17 protein-coding genes are annotated in these 19655 nt (G+C 45.0%); 9 read left to right on the plus strand and 8 right to left on the minus strand.

Features of this window, described 5'->3' with window-relative positions; translation table 11 throughout:
• Nucleotides 1-114: 114 nt before the first annotated feature.
• The 3 genes from EKG38_RS21665 to tusA form a co-directional block, all read right to left on the minus strand.
• Nucleotides 115-3360, minus strand: coding sequence for an amidohydrolase family protein (locus EKG38_RS21665; protein WP_126523076.1), 3246 nt, complete (start codon nt 3358-3360; stop codon nt 115-117).
• Nucleotides 3361-3644: 284 nt separating this feature from the next.
• Complete coding sequence (locus EKG38_RS21670) at nt 3645-4085, minus strand: MOSC domain-containing protein (protein ID WP_126523077.1); 441 nt, start codon at nt 4083-4085, stop codon at nt 3645-3647.
• Nucleotides 4086-4110: 25 nt separating this feature from the next.
• Complete coding sequence (tusA, locus tag EKG38_RS21675; RefSeq protein ID WP_012004159.1) at nt 4111-4356, minus strand: sulfurtransferase TusA; 246 nt, start codon at nt 4354-4356, stop codon at nt 4111-4113.
• Between the two features lie 637 nt (nt 4357-4993).
• Here tusA and EKG38_RS21680 point away from each other — a divergent pair.
• The 5 genes from EKG38_RS21680 (at nt 4994) to EKG38_RS21700 (ending at nt 9906) form a co-directional block, all read left to right on the plus strand.
• Nucleotides 4994-5749: an ETEC_3214 domain-containing protein gene (locus EKG38_RS21680; RefSeq protein ID WP_126523078.1), complete on the plus strand. Its 756-nt coding sequence runs from the start codon at nt 4994-4996 to the stop codon at nt 5747-5749.
• Nucleotides 5750-5821: 72 nt separating this feature from the next.
• A complete protein-coding gene (locus EKG38_RS21685; protein WP_126523079.1) occupies nt 5822-6799 on the plus strand; it encodes an LPP20 family lipoprotein in 978 nt (325 codons plus the stop codon).
• Nucleotides 6800-6820: 21 nt separating this feature from the next.
• Entirely contained in the window at nt 6821-7861 is a 1041-nt protein-coding gene (locus EKG38_RS21690; protein WP_126523080.1) for a hypothetical protein, read from the plus strand.
• A gap of 9 nt (nt 7862-7870) precedes the next feature.
• Nucleotides 7871-8467 (plus strand): LPP20 family lipoprotein, encoded by a 597-nt coding sequence (locus EKG38_RS21695; protein WP_126523081.1) that lies wholly within the window; start codon nt 7871-7873, stop codon nt 8465-8467.
• Between the two features lie 101 nt (nt 8468-8568).
• On the plus strand, nt 8569-9906 hold the full coding sequence (locus tag EKG38_RS21700) for a transglycosylase SLT domain-containing protein (protein WP_126523082.1): 1338 nt from the start codon (nt 8569-8571) through the stop codon (nt 9904-9906).
• A gap of 94 nt (nt 9907-10000) precedes the next feature.
• On the opposite strand, the gene ybaK is transcribed toward EKG38_RS21700, so the two are convergent.
• The 4 genes from ybaK to fadB form a co-directional block, all read right to left on the minus strand.
• Nucleotides 10001-10468: a Cys-tRNA(Pro) deacylase gene (ybaK, locus tag EKG38_RS21705; RefSeq protein WP_126523083.1), complete on the minus strand. Its 468-nt coding sequence runs from the start codon at nt 10466-10468 to the stop codon at nt 10001-10003.
• 22 nt (nt 10469-10490) lie between these two features.
• Nucleotides 10491-10952 carry a GNAT family N-acetyltransferase gene (locus EKG38_RS21710; protein ID WP_126523084.1) on the minus strand — a complete coding sequence of 154 codons (462 nt, stop codon included), beginning with the start codon at nt 10950-10952 and terminating at the stop codon, nt 10491-10493.
• A gap of 182 nt (nt 10953-11134) precedes the next feature.
• Entirely contained in the window at nt 11135-12298 is a 1164-nt protein-coding gene (gene fadA / locus EKG38_RS21715) for an acetyl-CoA C-acyltransferase FadA (RefSeq protein ID WP_126523085.1), read from the minus strand.
• Between the two features lie 21 nt (nt 12299-12319).
• Nucleotides 12320-14470 (minus strand): fatty acid oxidation complex subunit alpha FadB, encoded by a 2151-nt coding sequence (fadB, locus tag EKG38_RS21720; RefSeq protein ID WP_126523086.1) that lies wholly within the window; start codon nt 14468-14470, stop codon nt 12320-12322.
• Nucleotides 14471-14845: 375 nt separating this feature from the next.
• On the opposite strand from fadB, the gene pepQ reads away from it, so the two are divergent.
• The 4 genes from pepQ (at nt 14846) to hemG (ending at nt 19124) form a co-directional block, all read left to right on the plus strand.
• Entirely contained in the window at nt 14846-16165 is a 1320-nt protein-coding gene (gene pepQ / locus EKG38_RS21725; RefSeq protein WP_126523087.1) for a Xaa-Pro dipeptidase, read from the plus strand.
• A gap of 87 nt (nt 16166-16252) precedes the next feature.
• Nucleotides 16253-16867, plus strand: a complete 615-nt coding sequence (locus tag EKG38_RS21730) for a YigZ family protein (protein ID WP_126523088.1) — start codon at nt 16253-16255, stop codon at nt 16865-16867.
• Nucleotides 16868-17043: 176 nt separating this feature from the next.
• Entirely contained in the window at nt 17044-18501 is a 1458-nt protein-coding gene (locus EKG38_RS21735) for a TrkH family potassium uptake protein (RefSeq protein WP_126523089.1), read from the plus strand.
• A gap of 95 nt (nt 18502-18596) precedes the next feature.
• Complete coding sequence (gene hemG / locus EKG38_RS21740) at nt 18597-19124, plus strand: menaquinone-dependent protoporphyrinogen IX dehydrogenase (RefSeq protein ID WP_126523090.1); 528 nt, start codon at nt 18597-18599, stop codon at nt 19122-19124.
• 150 nt (nt 19125-19274) lie between these two features.
• Here the strand turns inward: hemG and EKG38_RS21745 are convergent, their stop codons facing one another.
• Entirely contained in the window at nt 19275-19583 is a 309-nt protein-coding gene (locus EKG38_RS21745) for an ArsR/SmtB family transcription factor (protein ID WP_126523091.1), read from the minus strand.
• Between the last annotated feature and the right edge of the window lie 72 nt (nt 19584-19655).

Genomic DNA, 19655 nt, shown 5'->3' on the forward strand with positions numbered 1-19655 from the left:
TTTGTTTCTGCTTGTCGATGATACTTTTACAAATACGTTTTCAGCAAAAATTTGAATTTGGCCGACTTTTAATTAATTTTTAAATTTTCCTGAAACCAATTTTTTCGGGGCTACTTAGTCATTGGTGCGATTTTCAAAAAAGAATGGTTTTCTCTCTTTTCCTCTGTTTTTTGAGCCACCGTTGAGTTGATTCATGGTTTCGGCATTGTAGAGTTTGCCGTTGACCATAGTATAGGCAACACGATCGGTGACGCGAATATCTTCCAGCGGGTCACCATCGATGACAATCAGGTCGGCAAGCTTACCTTGCTCGATAGAACCGATTTGATGATCCATGGCGAAATGTTTAGCCGGATTAATGGTCGCGGTTTTTAATACCTCGAGGTTACTCATTCCACCTTGGGCAAACATCCACATCTCCCAATGAGCGGCTAAACCTTCGCGCTGACCATGGGCACCAATATTTGGTTTAACACCAAGGTCGTTCATCTCATTGGCCACGCGAGCAACGTTGAAATGGTTATAGTGTTCATCCGGTGCAGTAGGGCGCCGCATCGAACGGGCTTGTAGCAGATCACCCGGTACATACATGGAGAGTCTCGGATGAGCCCAGACATCGGTTTTGTCATACCAGTAGTTCTCACCCGAAATTCCACCATAGGCGACAACCAGAGTTGGTGTATAACCAACCTTGGTCTGGCTCCAGAACTGCTTGATGTCATTATAGATAGATGCCGCAGGTAGGGAATGCTCTATACCGGTATGACCATCGGCTATCATGGTCAGGTTATGCTGCAGCAGGCTTCCGCCTTCAGGCACGACCATCATCTCAAGTTCTCTCGCTGCGGCGATCACTTGCTGTCGCTGATTTCGACGGGGCTGGTTATAGCTCTTCACACTGAAGGCGCCAACTTTCTTGAGGCGCTCTAAATGAAACTTTGCATCGTCCAGTGAATCTATATGGGAGGTGTAACCCGGTCCATTGGCACCATACAAAATTGTACCGGTAGAGAAGATACGAGGACCGGCGATGTTACCCGCTTTCTGTTGCTCCGAAGCGGCAAAAATCTCTGTTGTATCATTGGATGGATCATGAATCGTTGTCACTCCCAGAGACAGGTTAGAGTATAACTCCCAGTTTTGTTGCGGGATAATTTCATCTTCTCCCTGTGAACCGTGTGCATGGGCATCGAAAAGACCCGGCATTATGGTCTTGCCCTTGATGTCGATCACCTGAGCATTGGCGGGTACCTTTGTATCGGCCCCACCAACCGCAACTATGTGGTTGTCTTTGACTATGACTATTCCATTTTCGATCACCTTATCATCTTCCATTGTGATAACTTTACCACCCACGAAAGCGACTGTTCCACGTGGAACATCAACATTTTGCGAGAATCCGATGTCGGTTATTTGTGGCTCGATGGCTTTAGCTTGTTTATCGTTAGCTGTCTTATCTTTGGCTGCATAGGCCGTATCTACTTCGACTTGATAGAGCTCCGGGCCCAAGGTCCAGTAGAGCTGATCGCTATCATTATTCCAGCTTATGCTTTCACCGGCGCGAACGCTGAGTTGAGTGACCGGAAGGTTATTGGCTTTCGGGCCTATCTCTATGGTTTCGCCATGTTTAGCAAAAGGGGTAACCCAAACCTTGAAACGCTCGGCGAAGGCAAGTTGTTTGCCATCGGGAGAGACGCGGAATTCTGTGGCATGCTTACTCGTGTAATGCACACGTTTCTGGAAACCGTCTAAGTTGATCGAGGCTAACTCGGGAGTCTCGCCATGATCCATAAAGTAGACTCGGTCCGATTCGGCACCAAATTGTGGCTGGTAGCCGTCGGGAGTGATCTTAATGTTTTCCTTTCCTTTAATATCTACCCTGTACAGACCCGTCTCCTGTGACCAGGTCCTTGGGGTGATGTAGCCTCCTTTAGCCTTACGGTAAACCACGAATGAACCATCGGGTGAGAAGGTGGCTTCGACATATTTCCCCGGTTCCTTGGTTAAGGTCCTCACTCTCTTGCTTATTAGGCTGACGACGCGAACGCTGCCTTGCTCCAGATCATTCCAGGTGGTGAATACGATACTCTTGCCATCGCGGGACCACTGAGGAAAAAGCTCTCTAAGCTCTGAATCCAGCTTAGTTAATCGGGTGCGTTTACCATCGGACTTTCCATTAGATAGGGAGTTAACCCATAGCTTTCCCAAGGCCTCATAGACGATCCTCTTACCATCGGGAGAGACCTGTGCCATACGCAGCATCTTCACGTCGAACTTATCTTTGTCCAGATCTTGCGTAAAACGAACGGCAGGTTGAACGTCGAGCTGGGTCTTAATTGAGAAGGGGATCTGCTTGACTGACTTTGATTCAACATCGAGCTTGTTGATCTTACCACCGGCCCAGAAGATTATCTCTTCGTTGTCGCTGGTCCAACTCATGGTCGGGTAGACGCCATGGATGGCCCATGTCTCCTGCATATCTCTGTCTAACTTGCCGTAGAGCTTCTCTGTTTCTCCGGACCTGAGGTCCAGCATATAGAGCGATGACTGAAATCCGTCTCGCTTTATGTAGGCAAGCTTCTTACCGTCAGGGCTAGGGGTTGGACGTATCGCGCCGCCTGTGCCTTCGATTAATACTTCAATGTCACCGGTTTGAGTGTCATAACGTTTAATCTTATAGATCCCTTTCACCGAGTCTTTGGAGTAATGAAAAGTTTTACCTGGTGTCGCATCCTGACTGAAGTAGATATAACGGCCATCGGGTGAGTAGGCTGGTTCACCGAGATCTTTCTGTTCGTTTGGACGCTTGGTTAATTTAACGCCTTCGCCGCCAGCGACATGGTACATCCAGACTTCACCGGCGCCTAAACTGCGAGAGCCGGTAAAGTGCTTACGGGCAATCAGGTATTGAGAGTCAGGGCTCCAGGCTGGGCTATTGAGTAGGCGGAATGTCTCTTCGGTTACTGCTCTGGGGTTGCTTCCATCGGCTTCCATGACCCAAATGTTATCGCCACCATCTTCATCTGAGGTGAAAGCGATATATTTACCGTCCGGACTGTAGGCGGGCTGCATCTGCCAGGCTATACCCTTGGCCAGTATTTTCGCTTCGCCACCCTTCATCGGGATCTGATAGATATCACCTAACATATCGAACACGATATGTTCGCCATTGGGGCTGACACTAACATTCATCCAGGTGCCTTCGCTGACATCGATATTCACTTTTTCAAGTGGTGCATTTGCCGGAGCGTTTACCTGCCAGGCTGGCTCTTTTTCTGATTTGGTTTCTTCTGCAAAAATAGGGGGGCTGAAGCTGAGTGCTATGGCCGCAAATAGTGGGGTGAGCTTATGTTTTAACATTCGAATCCCTGTTTCATATCGTTGATATATTGAAAGCTGCTTTGGTGGCGCTTTTCTCGTTTTTAGTTTTTGGATGCTATATACATTTGGTATCATTTATCGCACATTTATGTGATCAGTAACACAAATAACGTGTAGCAATATTGTTAACAAGTAACGTGCTTGAATATCGACTGATATCGCTAAAGTTTGTGACAGATAGAGGGAGGGGGAGTTTAAGGAAATACTATGGCCAGAGTGTCAGTGGACTAAAACTGGCCGGGAAACAGGAGTTGAGCCATGAGTTAGTTCAGTAGCTGAACCAGATCACCTTCGTTGATTACGGCATCGCTTAATACACGGCAGGTTACACCGCCACGCCAATCCGGTGTCAGTACCGCTTCGAGTCCTGCGTGCGCTATCTCCATTTTTTTACAGGGATCGGTTTCGCCGGTTATCTCGAGTGTGAGTTTACCAATACGTAATAATTTACCTTTGTCTGCGGCACTGAAACTGTGTCCTTCGATCAATAGGTTTGCACGGCGAGTCGTCCAAGGGAGTGATGCATCAAGCTCAGAACAAACTAGTTGCCATTGGTCTTTAGACATTACCGTGATCTGGCGTTTGCCGGGACGACCAAAGAAGTCCTGTTCTACACCATGAGATTGAGTGACGTCAGCAGATTTTACTAACGTCATAGGACCTTGTTTGACTGGTTTAAACCCGATAGCGATAAGTTTCTTCATCGTGCAATCCTTACTTCTGTTCGGCTTATAAGCCTTTCTGAATAAGGTATTGATAGGGCGTCGAGTCTGTTTGGCTGGCCAGCAATTTATGGTCCATAAATTCACAGAAGCTGGGAATATCACGAGTCGTGGCCGGATCATCGGCGATGATCAATAGTGTTTCACCCTGAGCCATCTTGCGTACTGATTTACGAACCATCATGACCGGCTCCGGGCATCTAAGTCCGAGAGCATCGAGTTGGTGTTGTGCTTCTGAAAATGGGTCGCTCATGTTTATAACCTAATTGACTGGAATGAAATATTTTTGAGTTACTAAGAAATTGCACTGTAACAGTGGGGGCTAATATTACGCTAGCCTTAAAAATATGCCAAGTAGCGGCGAAGCTTTTGTGAGCTCAGACCTGTGAAACCACCAGGATAGTCATGTCTGGGTAAAGTCGTGCCTGTATGTTTCACGTGGAACACTTGAGAATTAACACTAGGCGATGAGAGGGGCAAACTGTGCCACCTTTTTATTGCGGCAATTTGACATACATAGACACCGCTAACCAATGAACGCCAGTACAGGCCTCATTGTCGAGATCGTCCATTTTGCTATCAAGGAAATTGTTTAACTTTTTCGAGCAGAAGAACAAATCTCATACTTAAATACGCTTGTTGGTTTAATGTTTTAATTGTTGAACTTTGAAGCTTTCAACTGGTCGGAGCAGGCTTGGTGGTCTTTTGTTCGATTTCAAGGCTTTATACAGAATGAAATACTATTTAATGAATGGCCACGATATATTATTTGTTTGAAGGATGTGCTAACTAGTTGATTTGGATCGCATTTTTCTTTGGTTGAATTGTGTTGTCAATTATTCATGTTGTATTGTTCAGTAGTCAAAATGGATGGCTAATAGCAATAAAGCATGGAAAACACTGCGAGTGATATCAAAAAAAAGGTAGGTTTTTGGCCTAAACTTCAAAGCGCTTCATTTCTGGTCGTTGCGTTAATGTTGTCTCTAGGGCAGTGGAACGATACAAAAGAAGCTCTCAATTCGGGGTACGAACTCTTTGTTGCCCATTGGACAAACGATATTGAATATAAGCGTTTGTCTAAACTACATGTCGGGCAAACCTATGATTATATCACTTCGATATTGGGTGCACCTCACGCATCTAAGAAGTCAAAATCTGATCTCTATTTAACCTATTACTATTATGGCGATGCCAAATATCAGTTGATGTTAGCGGTTAAAGATCAACGTTTATCCGGCTATGGCATTATTGGCTTAATACCAGATTTCAATGTCCCCATTCCATTTACAGATATAAAGCTCGCAGAAAGCAGTATCGCGAGTTCATATGCTGTCGTCGACTCTTACTACTCTGACTCCAATAATTTGGAGTATTACGCCGAGTCTCATGAACTGGGCAAAAATGTCATGTTTTACAACTTACTGATTGGAAGTGTTAATTATGGGGCGTACACCGATCGGGAAACTGAAGTGGTTAAAGCGCTAAATACTGCACTGGATCGTGGTGAAGAGGATGTGCTTGCCCTATTGACTGTGAGTCGAACTCTTTCACCTAACTATTTTGCGATTTCAGAGTTGGAACCAGGGTTAATGGTTTCTGGCCTGCTTACACACTTTGAACATAAGACGCTATTAGCGAGCAAATAAGTCAGTTTATAGAGTAAACAGTCTGAAGCGCTATTGAATCTATATGTTCCGAAACCAAAAATCGGATAATTTATGTTTAGTAAAAATACGTCACTAGTTGTTATTTTTTTCCTCTTTATAGGGTGCCAATCAACCACCAAGACGCCGAGTTGGGTGCTAGCACCGAATGTAAACTATCCAGAATCAATAACGGCTGTTGGGGAAGGTAATTCACTTGATGATGCTAAAAAGAAAGCATTAAGTGCCATAAATCAGAGGTTATGGACTCAAGTCAGTTCGAGTAGTCAGAGCCGGAATATCGCGAATAATATCAATGGTGGTGATCACTACCAACAACTCAATGATTTTAGTCTTAATACCAAGACTTCCGAACTGGTGCTTAGTGGCGTCGAATACACAAAGGCGGAGCAAGTTGGTCCTCTCTATTATGTGGAGGCTAAGGTATTTAAAACGAGCCTTAGAAACCAGCTTGTCGCAGATATCGACAAGATAAATGAACACGCAAAATTTGAGTTAAGTGCGCTGGCCCATACAGATCTATTAGTTTGGTGGTTGAAAAACCGCAATGTTGAAGAGTTAGAAAAAGAGTTAACAGTAAAGACTTCTATGTTAGCAGCGCTTTCTACTCCTAATGATTATGAACCTAAAACAGTACTACCTCTGCTTAAGTCCAACGTTAGTCGTGTGAAATCTCAGATCATTATTACCATATCTGGAGGGCAGGAAGAGGAGTTGATGAAAGACTTACTAACTAACCTTTTTTCAAAATATAACATACCCGTAGTGGACTATAAAAAGGGAGCTTATAGCCACAACTTGATATTGGACACTCATTGGAATAATAGCAGTATTGCCGATATTTTTGTCTCGACAGCAAGGGTGAACCTTATCGTGAAAGATGAAAAGAGCTTAGTCGTGGCAAGTAATGAAATTATTGCTAATGCCAATTCTGTTACTAGCTTTGAGCGTGCTCGGGAAGGGGTATCACGCAGTTTTTCTGCCAAGGTAAAAGAACAAGATTTTTGGAAAGCCTTAGGCTTTGATTTTTAAACATTAAATATGGAATGTGATATGTTAAAGAAAACACTTGTTACACTAGCTACTCTTGCCACGATTACTGGTTGCCAATCAACGGCTACTAACGTTTGCCCATCGTCAACGCGAGTTGAAATGCCAATGAGTGGCCACCAAATTAAAAGCTCTGCTAGCACTAAGGTTTTGGTGTTTGAGCCAGATATGAAGTTTGAAACAGATACAGCCAAAAGGATCACTGCATCTTTTCATCAGTCATTATCTAATCAAGTTAATATGACTGGCTCAAAAATAGTCGATCGTTCACTAGCTAAAAAACTAAAGTCAGAGCTACAGATTGCAGAAGCTAGTGGACGTTATAGCTCTGAAGGTGTTCCGATAGCAGACTACGCAGTATTTAGTGATATTGGTGTGGCTGATTTTTCACGAGAATTTAAAGCGGCTCATGAATCGTATGACCCGTTTAAGGATAAAAGAGTTATGGTCGCCGCTGCTTGTTCGTTTAAGGCGACGATAGAAGCCAGCATTAGAGCGGTGTCATTGCCTGAAATGATAACGATGAAGCAGATTCAATTTGTAGGTGATGAAAGCTTCTCTTATGACACCTATGATTCACGTTGCCCTATCTCGAAAGATCAAATAAATAGTATGATCTCTAAGGCTGCTAAGCACGCAGTAACGCGCAATGACGATTTAAAAAACTTATTAGCACCACGTGCCAGTGTCGTTGAAATGCGTAAATGTGAAGTCGGTACTATGGTTCGCATAGATATTGGAAGTAGCCAAGGGGTTTTACCTGAGTGGGACGTTAACTTCAGTACTCACGAGAAAGTGACTAATTATGCTGGAGAGTTAGAAGTTGAGTCGAGGGGCTATGGTAAAGGGGTGGTTATCAATAACGCCGAACACGGCATTAAGCCAAATTATTCCTGGGTCATGATCGATGCTGATATGGCGAGTAAGGTAAAACGTGGTGATACGGTAAAAGTAAAATTTGAAGATGCTTGTAATGGTATGTCTATTTTCTCAAAACTTTGTCATACAACATCGGAAACTCTATCTAACACTTTGAGTTTATAAAGGAACAGCATGAAAAAAATACTTATTACTACTTGTTTTATCGGCATGCTTGCAGGTTGTCAGAGCAATGATACAGTTCAGAATGTTCAGCAATTGGATTGTTTCTACCCGGATGCAGTGACAGTTAGCGCGCCACGTTGGATATGTGATGTGATGCCTGAAGGCATTGAAATGGGAGCTGTTGGCTATTCAAAAAAGAGTGTCGCTGGTTTAAATATTATGCGTGACATTGCCACTAACGATGCTCGAGCTCGCTTAGCTCAGCAGTTTGAGTCGAATGTTAATACACTATTTAAGCAAGCAACCCAAGCAAACATAGTTTCAACTACTGAAGAAGTATCTGAAGAGGTAACTGAATACTTTGAAACGGTGACTAAAAACGTAACGAGCCGAACCTTATCAAATAGCCGGGTTATTGTGACACAACGTAGTCCAGGTGGTGGTTTATACACTTTGGTTGGTATGGACAAGGCGACCTATGATGCTAACTTGGCTGCAGTCGTTACTGCCGCAGGACAAAAAGATCCTCAACTTTGGAATAAATTTAATAATAAAAAAGCAGCTGAAGATTTAGAGGCTGTTTTATCCTCACTACAAAAACTATAGTTTGCTCTACGTTTTAAGTTTTAAATGTTCTAGGGAAGCTAAATTTAATGGGCTGAGTTTCAGCCCATTTTACTTTGTATTGCTATGAAAGGACGCTGTATATGAATTTGCGCTTTGCTTGTTTAATCGGTTGCACATTATTGTTAAGTCAATCAGCTTTAGCATCGGATAGCTTCACTGAGTTAGATGCTGAGATTGAAAAGGCGGGTAAACCACCAGTGGAGGGGCAAGATAGGGAATACAGTGACTTCGTTTTTGCCTATATGGCTGAATATGAAAACTGGCGAGTGGAGTATCTACAGGAGTTTGATCAATATCGAGCGGAAATTATTGCTATATGGGGAACGGGAGAGGTCTCTCAACAACAGAAGAGTGTGGAGTATTCCGCAGATAAAAACGTTAAATCTGTGGTTGATTACGAAGCTAATGAGTTAACCGTTTCAATCATCGTCGATAAAGATCTTACGGATGATGAAATCAAGCAAAAACTAAACAGTGAAGTGAAATCTTTAGTCGAAAACAAAAAGTCGAATATTTTCTCATTAGTGACAGCTGAAGACCTAGTTGAACGTGGTCAGTTGCAGAGCAGTCCGGTGAGCTTTTCTGACAGTAATGAACAGCAAGCTAAGAGTGTTATCATCGAGCAAACTAAGGCTCAACTATCTGAAATTGATAAGGAGTTAGATAAGGCGCAGCTTACTAAACTAGATAGTATTTCCATGGATGTTATTGAACGAGTATCAGATCAGAAAAAGAATAAATTGGTGGATCTTGCCAAAGAGAGACTGGTTAAATTAGATGCTGCTTATGAAGAGCGAAGAGAGTCAGCTAAGCAGGCCGAATTAACTGAAAAGAAGGTGATTCAGTATCGAGTGAGCCTGCCTAAAAATGGGTTGAGTGTACGTGCAGCAAAAGTGGTTGATTTTGCCCAAAAGGAGGGACTTCGTTGGCAAGTACCTTCTGCATTGATCATGGCTGTCATTCACTCTGAATCGAGCTTTGATCCTAAAGCTAGATCGCCTATTCCTGCTTATGGCCTGATGCAAATCGTCCCTACAAGCGCTGGGTTCGATGTTAACCAAATTGTTCGGAAAATCAACGAGCCTATGAGCTCAAGTGAGTTATATCTGCCCATGGTTAATGTTGAGACGGGAGCGGCATATCTGAATATCTTAGACAAGCGCTACCTTAAGTCGATCATCAATGAGAAGAGCCGAATGTACTGTACAATTGCAGCATACAATACAGGGGCTGGAAATGTCGCAAAAGCGTTCAACTCCGACGGTGCACGCAATATACGTAAGGCTTCGAAAGTGATTAATCAGATGGAACCCGATGAAGTGTATCAACATCTGCTGCAAAATTTACCTTACGAAGAAACTAAGCATTATCTAGAGAAGGTTAGTGGGCGAATTTCTTTATATCAAAATAAAATTTAGCAAAAAAATCAGCTTAGGTCTTCAAGGAGGGGGGCCTGAGCCGTCCTTCCTACAACACTTTGACTGAAGCCGTACCAGTGTTTCAGGTGTAACACTAGGCGATGAGAGGGGCAAACTGTGCTCTCGTCAGCTTTAGCAGTGCAGAGGGGGTCAGTTCTATATCCAAGCCGCGCTTTCCACCACTGACGTAGAGCTGGTCGAGTTGCTCTGCCGAGGTATCGATATAGGTTAATAGGGGACGCTTTTGACCTAAGGGGCTTACCCCTCCTAATACATAACCGGTAGAGCGCTCGACCTCTTGAGACGAGGCCATGGCGGCCTTCTTAACTCCAGCTACCTTTGCAAGCGCTTTCATATTGAGTTTCTCTTCAACCGGAATAATCGCTACGACTAGCTTGCCACTGTCGAGTTTGGCCACTAAAGTTTTAAATACCAGTCTTGTATCGAGATTGAGTTTTGTCGCTGCCTCGATCCCGTAGGCCTGTGCACTGGCTTCATGCTGGTATTCATGAATCGTATGTTTGATGTTTGCTTTTATTAAGAGGTCAATTGCAGGAGTCATAAGTTGTGTCTACACGAATTTATTAAATGAGTTTAACCATAACGAGTACGTCGACACCATGATAAGTGACCTCTTCAATGGCAGTCCACCCCATTCGAGCATATAACCCTCCGGTTTTATCTTCTGTTTGAAGGTAGAGTCTTGTGATGCCTTGTTTTCTTGCAATGCTGATGATGTTTTCAAGGAGGTGTCGTGCAATGCCTCTGCCTCTATGAGTCTGTTCTACGTAAACGCCACCAATCCAATGGGAGTCGGCCGGATAGGTATCCATCTCTTGGTATCTTAGCTGTCCAACAGCAATCAAGGTTTCTCTCCCTTTTGCCAGGACCATAAGTGGTAACTTATCTCGATTGAGGTAAGTTCGAAGTTTAAGCTCGAGTGCATCGGTGGTTCTACCGCCCCCGAGATACCCCCACTCATCGCTGTACCATTGTGCTATTTGTGGAATAGCATCGGGCTTATCAGCGAGTAATACCTGTTCCATCTATCGGCTCTATAATGATTTGTGAAGACTAGTTTTGACAGAATTTGATTAATTGTTCAAGGGGAAGTGCTTGTGTTTCTGTGGCTTGCTAGGGAGGCGTTCCACGAGGGTCATAAAAGAAGACCCTAGGAACGTGTGCCTAGGGTCTTCTTATTTAGCTCAAAGTTTATCGCTTTAGCTGATTAAGGTCTTTCGAAGATAGTCGCAATACCTTGGCCAAGACCGATACACATGGTCGCCAGACCATACTTCGCATCTTTGGCTTCCATCAGGTTGATCAATGTCGTAGAGATACGAGCACCGGAGCAACCTAGTGGGTGACCCAATGCAATTGCGCCACCGTTAAGGTTAATCTTTTCGTCGACGACATCCATCAGCCCTAATTCTTTCACACAAGGGAGTGACTGAGCGGCAAAGGCTTCGTTGAGTTCGATAACATCGAGATCATCGATACTTAAGTTTGCACGCTCAAGCGCCTTCTTGGTCGCCGGTACCGGGCCGTAACCCATGATAGCGGCATCACAACCGGCAACAGCCATAGAACGAATACGGGCACGTATAGGAAGACCTAACGCCTTGGCTTTTTCCTCTTCCATCACTAACATGGCAGAGGCGCCATCAGATAGCGCCGATGAGGTTCCTGCCGTTACCGTACCGTTGGCTGGGTCGAACGCCGGGCGCAGACCCGATAGAGATTCCATCGAGGTCTCCGGGCGGATAACTTCATCATGTTCAACCTTGATGAGCGCTCCATCGGCATCGTGACCTTCGATAGGGTGGATCTCGTTAGCGAAACGCCCTTCGACTGTTGCTGCATGAGCACGTTGATGTGAGCGGACGGCAAATTCATCTTGCTGCTCACGAGTAATGCCGTGCATCTTGCCTAGCATCTCGGCGGTAAGGCCCATCATACCCGAGGCTTTTGCTACGTTATTAGCGAGACCAGGATGGAAGTCTACACCGTGATTCATAGGGACGTGCCCCATGTGCTCGACACCGCCTATGATGAACGTATCGCCTTGACCGGTCATGATGGCACGCGCCGCCTGATGCAGGGCATCCATAGATGAACCGCACAGACGGTTGACGGTTACGCCAGCAATCTGCTTGGGCAGACCGGCAAGGAGAGATGCGTTACGTGCGATATTGAAGCCCTGTTCCAGCGTCTGCTGTACACAACCCCAGATCACATCTTCAATGGTGTTAGGATCCAGCTGAGGGTTACGCACTAACAGTGCTTTCATCAATTCTGCAGAGAGTGTCTCTGCGCGTACATTTCTAAATACTCCAGCCTTTGAACGGCCCATGGGAGTACGGATGCAATCTACGATAACTGCTTGTTTCATTGTTCTATTCCTTCCCACAAATTAAGACTGGTAGTAGCTGCCGTTATTAGCGGCGAGTTCGCGCATGGCATCGGTTACTTGATAAAGGCCACCTAGGTGAGCATATTTATCGGCAAGTGCTACGAAGTTAGCTACACCCATGGTATCGATATAGCGGAACACACCACCTCTGAATGGCGGGAATCCAAGACCAAATACCAGACCCATATCGGCTTCCGCCGGAGTCGCAATAATTCCCTCTTCGAGACAGCGAACCGTTTCGATAATCATAGGGATCATGGTGCGGGCGATAATATCCTCGGATTCAAATGCCTTAAGCTCACCAAACTCTGCACCTAATAGCTCATAGCTGGTTGGATCGACATCTTTCTTTGGCTTGCCGCGACGGTCGACCGAATAAGCATAGAAACCTTTGCTGTTCTTCTGTCCGAAACGCTCAGCTTCAAACATGATATCGATAGCATCTTTACCATTCTTACCCATTCGATCCGGGAAGCCTTCAGCCATAACGGCTTGTGCATGATGACCGGTATCAATACCGACAACATCGAGCAGGTAGGCCGGACCCATAGGCCAGCCAAATTGCTTCTCCATCACCTTATCGATAGCGGCGAAATCAGCGCCGTCTGCAAGCAGGCCGCTGAAGCCTGCAAAGTAAGGGAAGAGCACGCGGTTTACGAAGAAGCCGGGGCAGTCGTTAACAACGATAGGTGTTTTACCCATCTTGCTGGCGTAAGCGACAACGGAAGCGATAGTCTCTTCAGAACTGTTCTCACCACGAATGACCTCTACGAGTGGCATCTTATGCACCGGGTTAAAGAAGTGCATACCACAGAAGCGCTCAGGCTTCTTCAGGCTCTTAGCGAGCAGGTTGATCGAGATGGTCGAAGTGTTAGAGGTGATGATGGCGTCATCACTAACGTGTTGCTCAACCTCTGCGAGTACCATAGATTTAACTTTTGGATGCTCAACAACGGCTTCAACGACAACATCGACAGTTTTAACCGGTGTGTAATCCAGCGTGGCAGTGATGTTATTAAGTACCTTGGCCATCTTCTCTGGAGTTGAACGCCCCCGCTTGATTTGAGCGGCCAGTAACTTAGAGGCTTCACCCAGACCCAATTCGAGGGCAGGTTGTGCGATATCTTTCATAACAATCGGTGTGCCTTTACTGGCACTCTGATAGGCGATACCGCCACCCATGATACCGGCACCGAGTACGGCTGCCGTATCGATATTTTTCGCTAACTTGCCGGCTTTCTTCGCCTTGCCTTTAACCAGTTGGTCGTTAAGGAATATACCGATTAATGCCTGTGCAACGTCGGTCTTGGCTAGCTTAACAAAGGCTTGATGTTCAACTTTCAATGCGTCGGCACGTCCGCATCTTGCGGCTTGTTCGATAACACTGATTGCCGCCATAGGAGCCGGGTAATGTTTGCCTGCTATCTTGAATACCATGCCTTTCGCGGTAGCAAATGACATCATGGCTTCTAATTTTGGTAGCGTTAGTGCGGCCTGTTTACGGGCGCGACGAGATTGCCAGTCGAGCTTTTCAGCCAGTGCATCTTTAAGCATCTTAATGGCTGAAGCTTGTAAATTTTCGGGAGCAACAACCGCATCGATAGCGCCAACCTTTAATGCGGCTTCAGGGCGTTGATCTTTACCCGATGTGATCCACTCCAGTGCATTATCGGTACCGATAAGGCGAGGTAGACGCACGGTACCACCGAAGCCAGGAATTAAGCCCAACTTAGTTTCAGGCAGACCTAGTCTTGCTGTGGTATCGGCAATACGGAAATCGGTTGCTAGCACGGTTTCGAAACCACCACCCAATGCGAAGCCGTTAATGGCTGAAATCGTTGGGAATGGTAGATCTTCTAACTTGTTGAATACCACGTTAGCTTCGGCAATCCATGGAAGAAGAACACTATCTTCTTGAGCAAATAAGCCAAGAAACTCAGTGATATCGGCACCGACAATAAAAGCACCTTTAGCTGACGTCAGTACTAATGCTTGAATGTGTGAGTTTTGCTGAATTGCGTCTAATGCTGCATCGAGAGAGTTAATCGTCTCTCTATCCAGTTTATTGACAGAGCCCGATGCGTTAAAGCATAACCGGGCAATATTATCCTCAAGTAACTCAACCTGAATCGTAGGACTTTGGTAGATCATTGCTTGCTTCCTTTTGCGTGATACCTGTCTTTGTTGTATGCCAGAAATCATCGAAACTGGAGTGCTCTTAATGGCTGATCTTCAATTTTAATGTTCTCTGGTATATATAATTAGGTAAATGTTCTATCTCACAACAGGCCATCATTTGACCACTTGTGACTCAGTGTGCTTGTAAAATGTGTAAATTACAACACCCAATTTAAACGGGTGTTTGATTTCGTCTTGGTTAGGGGGATTTTTCACCTTTATGTTAGACTGTTTTAAGTGTCAAAATTGATTTTTAATAGCTTAGTTGACTGAGTAGAAAGTGTGAGTCTATTACTTAATAAATTGAGCGGTATGAATTAGCAATAAACCATCTACAGGAAATAGCTCATGGATCAGCTAACTAATCATTTTCATGCTCATGTGGCAGAGTTAAACCGTAGGGTTGCAGAGATTGTTGCTCGTGAAAACTTATCCGGCCTGGTGATCCACTCGGGGCAGCCTCATCGACAATTTCTCGATGATATGGATTATCCATTTAAAGTTAATCCTCATTTTAAAGCTTGGCTGCCGATCTTAGATAATCCACACTGTTGGTTATTAGTTAACGGGCGTGATAAGCCTCAACTTATCTTCTATCGTCCAGTCGACTTCTGGCATAAGGTTGCCGATCTTCCTGATGAATTCTGGACTGCTCATGTCGATATTAAGTTACTGACCAAAGCGGATAAGGTGGCCGATCTACTGCCAAAAGATATTGTTGATTGGGCTTATATTGGTGAGCATCTGGATGTGGCTGAGGTGCTTGGTTTCAAGACCCGTAACCCAGACGCCGTTATGAGTTACCTGCATTACCATCGCGCTACAAAGACTGAATATGAATTAGCCTGTATGCGCAAGTCCAATAAGATTGCAGTAAAGGGCCACATCGCAGCTAAGAATGCTTTCTATAATGGCGGGTCAGAGTTTGAGATCCAGCAGCAATATTTGATGGCGACGAATCAAGGGGAAAGCGAGGTTCCATACAGCAATATTATCGCGTTGAACCAGAATGCGTCGATACTGCATTACACCAAGTTGGAGCATCAATCTCCGCAGCCCCGCCGTTCCTTCCTTATCGATGCAGGCGCAAACTTTTTTGGCTATGCGTCGGATATCACCAGAACCTATGCGTTTGAGAAGAATATCTTCAGTGAGTTAATAGAGGCAATGGACAGGGCACAGCTTGAGATTATCGATATGATGCGTCCCGGTGTTAAATATGTCGATCTTCATCTTGCGACTCACCAAAAGGTGGCTCAAATGCTTATCGACTTCGACCTGGCTACCGGAGAGCGTGATGGTCTGATAGAGCAGGGGATCACCAGTGCCTTCTTCCCCCATGGGTTGGGCCATATGTTGGGTTTACAGGTTCATGATATGGGTGGCTTCCTTCATGACGAGCGTGGGACACATATTGCTGCACCCGATGCGCATCCATTTTTGCGTTGTACGCGCACTCTCGCCGCGAATCAAGTGCTGACTATCGAACCGGGTTTATACATTATCGACTCTCTCCTGCAGGGACTTAAACAAGATAAGCGCCAACATCAGGTGAACTGGAATAATGTAGATGTGTTGCGTCCATTTGGTGGGATCCGCATCGAAGATAATGTCATAGTGCATAGTGATAAAAATGAAAATATGACTCGGGATTTAGGTTTAGACTAACTAGATCTGCTGCGCATCTCTATTTAGGCCACTGAGTGGTGAGGTGGGCTGAAAGTTTGTATTTCAATAAACAAAGGGTGGGTTGTATTGACCGATAGTTATCAGGTTCCATCTGCTGAGCTGGTGATTGAGGAGGAGATTAAGCATAGTCGCTTCATATCTGTTTTATTCCATTGTCAGTCTTATGAAGAGCTGAAGTGTGTACTCACTAACGTAAAGGCTGATTATCCGGGGGCCAGCCATTATTGCTATGCATTTGTCGCTGCCCAGCCAGAAAATAGTATTGCTATAGGCTCAAGTGACGACGGAGAGCCTGCCGGAAGTGCCGGACGCCCTATGCTGGCAACGCTACAGGGTGCCAATGTTGGAGAGATCGGCGCCATAGTCGTACGTTATTTCGGTGGCACAAAATTGGGTGTTGGTGGACTCGTTAGGGCCTACAGCTCCGGAATTAAGCAAGGGCTCACTCAACTGCAGACTGAGTTGAAGCAGATTAGATATCCGGGATCCTTGGTGTGTGAGTATAGCCAGTTAAAAGATGTTGAGTATCTATTGAGTCAATATGATGCAGTTGTCGAAGATAGATCTTTTACAGATAAGGTGACGCTTCTGTTTGAGATCCCAAAGCGTTATCAAGAGACGTTGAATCTCGGTTTGGCGACCATGAGTCAAGGGATGCTGTCGGCAAAGTTTAAGAGTTAATTCGTCAAGACTCATTCGTTAAGGTTATGGTCGTGATGACTGTGGCCGCTTTGGATTTCTGCTTGAGTCGGTGAGGCGATATTGTTAGATGAGCCGCAATGCTGTTGCGCGTTAATCATTTGTGCGAAAATAGTAAAGTACAAGGTGTGCAAACTTAGGGAAGACTAAATAGTTTAATGCAATATAGAACAATAATAAGAATAACAGGCCTCTTAATGGGGTTGTTCTCTCTGTCATTACTTCCTCCGGCTTTGGTGGCAGTGATCTATAAAGATGGTGGCGGAACGGCATTTATACAGGCTTTTGCACTCAGCCTTTTTCTTGGGTTTATTCTTTGGTATCCAAATAGAAAGCACCACAAAGATCTGCGCACCCGTGAAGGCTTCCTGCTCGTGGTTCTTTTCTGGGGCGTGCTGGGTTCTATCGGTGCGGTGCCCTTTATCTTTTCCAGTCAACCCGACCTGAGTATGACCGACAGTTTTTTCGAGTCATTCTCGGCGCTGACAACCACAGGTGCTACTGTGATTGTTGGTCTGGATTCACTTCCTAAAGCTATCCTGTTTTATCGCCATCTGTTGCAATGGTTAGGCGGCATGGGGATCATTGTGCTGGCTGTGGCAATATTACCGGTATTGGGTATCGGGGGGATGCAGCTCTACCGAGCAGAAATGCCTGGACCCGTAAAAGACAGTAAGATGACGCCAAGAATTGCTGAGACGGCCAAGGCTCTTTGGTATATCTATTTTTTACTGACTATTGCCTGTGCATTTGCTTACTGGGTAGCAGGCATGGATCTGTTTGATGCTATCTGCCACTCTTTCTCGACGATTGCTATCGGCGGTTTCTCCACCCATGATGCCAGTATGGGATATTTCGATAGCACTGCAATTAACATGGTGTGTGTGGTTTTCCTGCTTATCGCGGCGCTTAATTTTAGCCTGCACTTCGCCGCTTTTACACGTCGTGGAATCAACCTGAAAGTCTATTTTAAAGATGCTGAGTTTAAGGCTTTAATCATAGTGCAGCTGGTTTTGACAGGGATCTGTTTTGCTACTCTCTACCATTCGGGGATCTATGACTCACCCGAAGAGACATTAGACTTTGCCCTGTTTCAGGCTGTTTCAATATCTACCACGGCAGGCTTCGGTACAGAGAGCTTCCATGTATGGCCACTCTTCCTGCCTATGTTACTTATCTTCTCAAGCTTCATTGGTGGCTGTGGTGGCTCGACCGCCGGTGGTATCAAGGTGATGCGGATGATCTTGCTGTTAAAGCAGGGCTCACGTGAATTGAAACGTCTTGTACATCCAAGAGGAATGTTCTCCATCCGTATAGGAAACAAGGCCCTTCCTGAGCGTGTTATCGATGCTGTATGGGGGTTTTTCTCTGCTTATGCGCTGGTCTTTGTTATCTGTATGTTGGCTTTGATGGCTATGGGGATGGATAATATCACCGCATTTAGTGCTACGGCGGCTTGCCTGAATAATCTGGGGCCAGGTCTAGGTGAAGTTGCCAGCAACTATGCCAGTATCAGTGATGGCGCTAAGTGGGTGTTGCTGATAGCTATGCTGTTTGGACGACTCGAAGTCTTTACCTTATTGGTACTATTTACACCGACATTCTGGAGAACCTAACTTTTCACGTACCATGAAGAGTTATATCAATGCGGGGGAAAGCTTGGTCCATTTCCTCTTAGAACTCATAATGCGAACTTAATTTGGGAAACCTGATGAGCAATACATTAATAATTTATTCTACTGTAGATGGTCAGACGAAATCGATCTGCGAGCTCGTTCAAGGGGTAAATGAAGGTGCGGGCGATAGCGTAACTATGGCTTCCCTCGATGAAGCTAAATTATTAAATTTAGCTGATTTTGATAAAATTTTAATTGGTGCCAGTATTCGTTATGGAAAACACCGTCCAGAACTTTACGAGTACATTAATCGCCATCACGCCGTACTCAGTGCTAAACAGAATGCGTTTTTCACCGTGAACGTAGTCGCCAGAAAACCAGAAAAAAAGACGCCTGAAACGAATCCCTATATGAAGAAGTTTTTGGAACTGTCACTCTGGAAGCCTCAACAGTTAGCCGTGTTCGCAGGAAAGATTGATTACCCCAGTTATCGCTTCTTTGATAAGACCATGATCCGTCTCATCATGTGGATCACCAAGGGCCCAACGGACACCAGCGGTACTTATGAGTTTACTGACTGGGAACAGGTTGAAGAGTTTGCCAAAGCATTTAGTGAGCAATAGGGGGTTGCAACAATCTGATGTGACTTTAGACATTACGCTAGGTATCTGCGACTAAGCGCTGTATCAGGTATTTATGACACACTTCCCCAGAAAGCCTGCTAATGCAGGCTTTTTAACACTTACTATAAAACAGGGTTCATAAATAAGCGTTTAGTCAGCGCAGTATTGGCTGTGTAAAATTGAGATGATCTTGGTTACCTGCTCGTTTTTAAGCTTGTAGTAGACAACCTGAGAGCTTTTTCTCGTCGATACCAAATCTTGTGCACGTAGCACGGCAAGGTGCTGTGAAAGTGCGGATTGGCTTAGAGGAACCGTTTCATTTAATTCGGTAACACTATACTCATTTTCGAGTAATAAGCACAAAATCATCAAGCGATAGGGATTGGCGATTGCTTTCAGCCATTTCGCTGCGCTCTCAGCATTGGTTACCATTGCATCTACATCAATTTCTTTTTGCATACGGTTACTCACTTCTAGCCTTTGATTAGTTAATTCTAATTGAGTTGGTCCATAAAAACAATAATACTGAGC

The organism is Shewanella canadensis (genome assembly GCF_003966225.1).
GTDB classification, from domain to species: domain Bacteria; phylum Pseudomonadota; class Gammaproteobacteria; order Enterobacterales; family Shewanellaceae; genus Shewanella; species Shewanella canadensis.

Coding starts and splice junctions, on each gene's coding strand:
- EKG38_RS21665 (WP_126523076.1), bottom strand. CDS start 3,360: ATGTTAAAACATAAGCTCACCCCACTATTTGCGGCCATAGCACTCAGC.
- EKG38_RS21670 (WP_126523077.1), bottom strand. CDS start 4,085: ATGAAGAAACTTATCGCTATCGGGTTTAAACCAGTCAAACAAGGTCCT.
- tusA (WP_012004159.1), bottom strand. CDS start 4,356: ATGAGCGACCCATTTTCAGAAGCACAACACCAACTCGATGCTCTCGGA.
- EKG38_RS21680 (WP_126523078.1), top strand. CDS start 4,994: ATGGAAAACACTGCGAGTGATATCAAAAAAAAGGTAGGTTTTTGGCCT.
- EKG38_RS21685 (WP_126523079.1), top strand. CDS start 5,822: ATGTTTAGTAAAAATACGTCACTAGTTGTTATTTTTTTCCTCTTTATA.
- EKG38_RS21690 (WP_126523080.1), top strand. CDS start 6,821: ATGTTAAAGAAAACACTTGTTACACTAGCTACTCTTGCCACGATTACT.
- EKG38_RS21695 (WP_126523081.1), top strand. CDS start 7,871: ATGAAAAAAATACTTATTACTACTTGTTTTATCGGCATGCTTGCAGGT.
- EKG38_RS21700 (WP_126523082.1), top strand. CDS start 8,569: ATGAATTTGCGCTTTGCTTGTTTAATCGGTTGCACATTATTGTTAAGT.
- ybaK (WP_126523083.1), bottom strand. CDS start 10,468: ATGACTCCTGCAATTGACCTCTTAATAAAAGCAAACATCAAACATACG.
- EKG38_RS21710 (WP_126523084.1), bottom strand. CDS start 10,952: ATGGAACAGGTATTACTCGCTGATAAGCCCGATGCTATTCCACAAATA.
- fadA (WP_126523085.1), bottom strand. CDS start 12,298: ATGAAACAAGCAGTTATCGTAGATTGCATCCGTACTCCCATGGGCCGT.
- fadB (WP_126523086.1), bottom strand. CDS start 14,470: ATGATCTACCAAAGTCCTACGATTCAGGTTGAGTTACTTGAGGATAAT.
- pepQ (WP_126523087.1), top strand. CDS start 14,846: ATGGATCAGCTAACTAATCATTTTCATGCTCATGTGGCAGAGTTAAAC.
- EKG38_RS21735 (WP_126523089.1), top strand. CDS start 17,044: ATGCAATATAGAACAATAATAAGAATAACAGGCCTCTTAATGGGGTTG.
- hemG (WP_126523090.1), top strand. CDS start 18,597: ATGAGCAATACATTAATAATTTATTCTACTGTAGATGGTCAGACGAAA.
- EKG38_RS21745 (WP_126523091.1), bottom strand. CDS start 19,583: ATGCAAAAAGAAATTGATGTAGATGCAATGGTAACCAATGCTGAGAGC.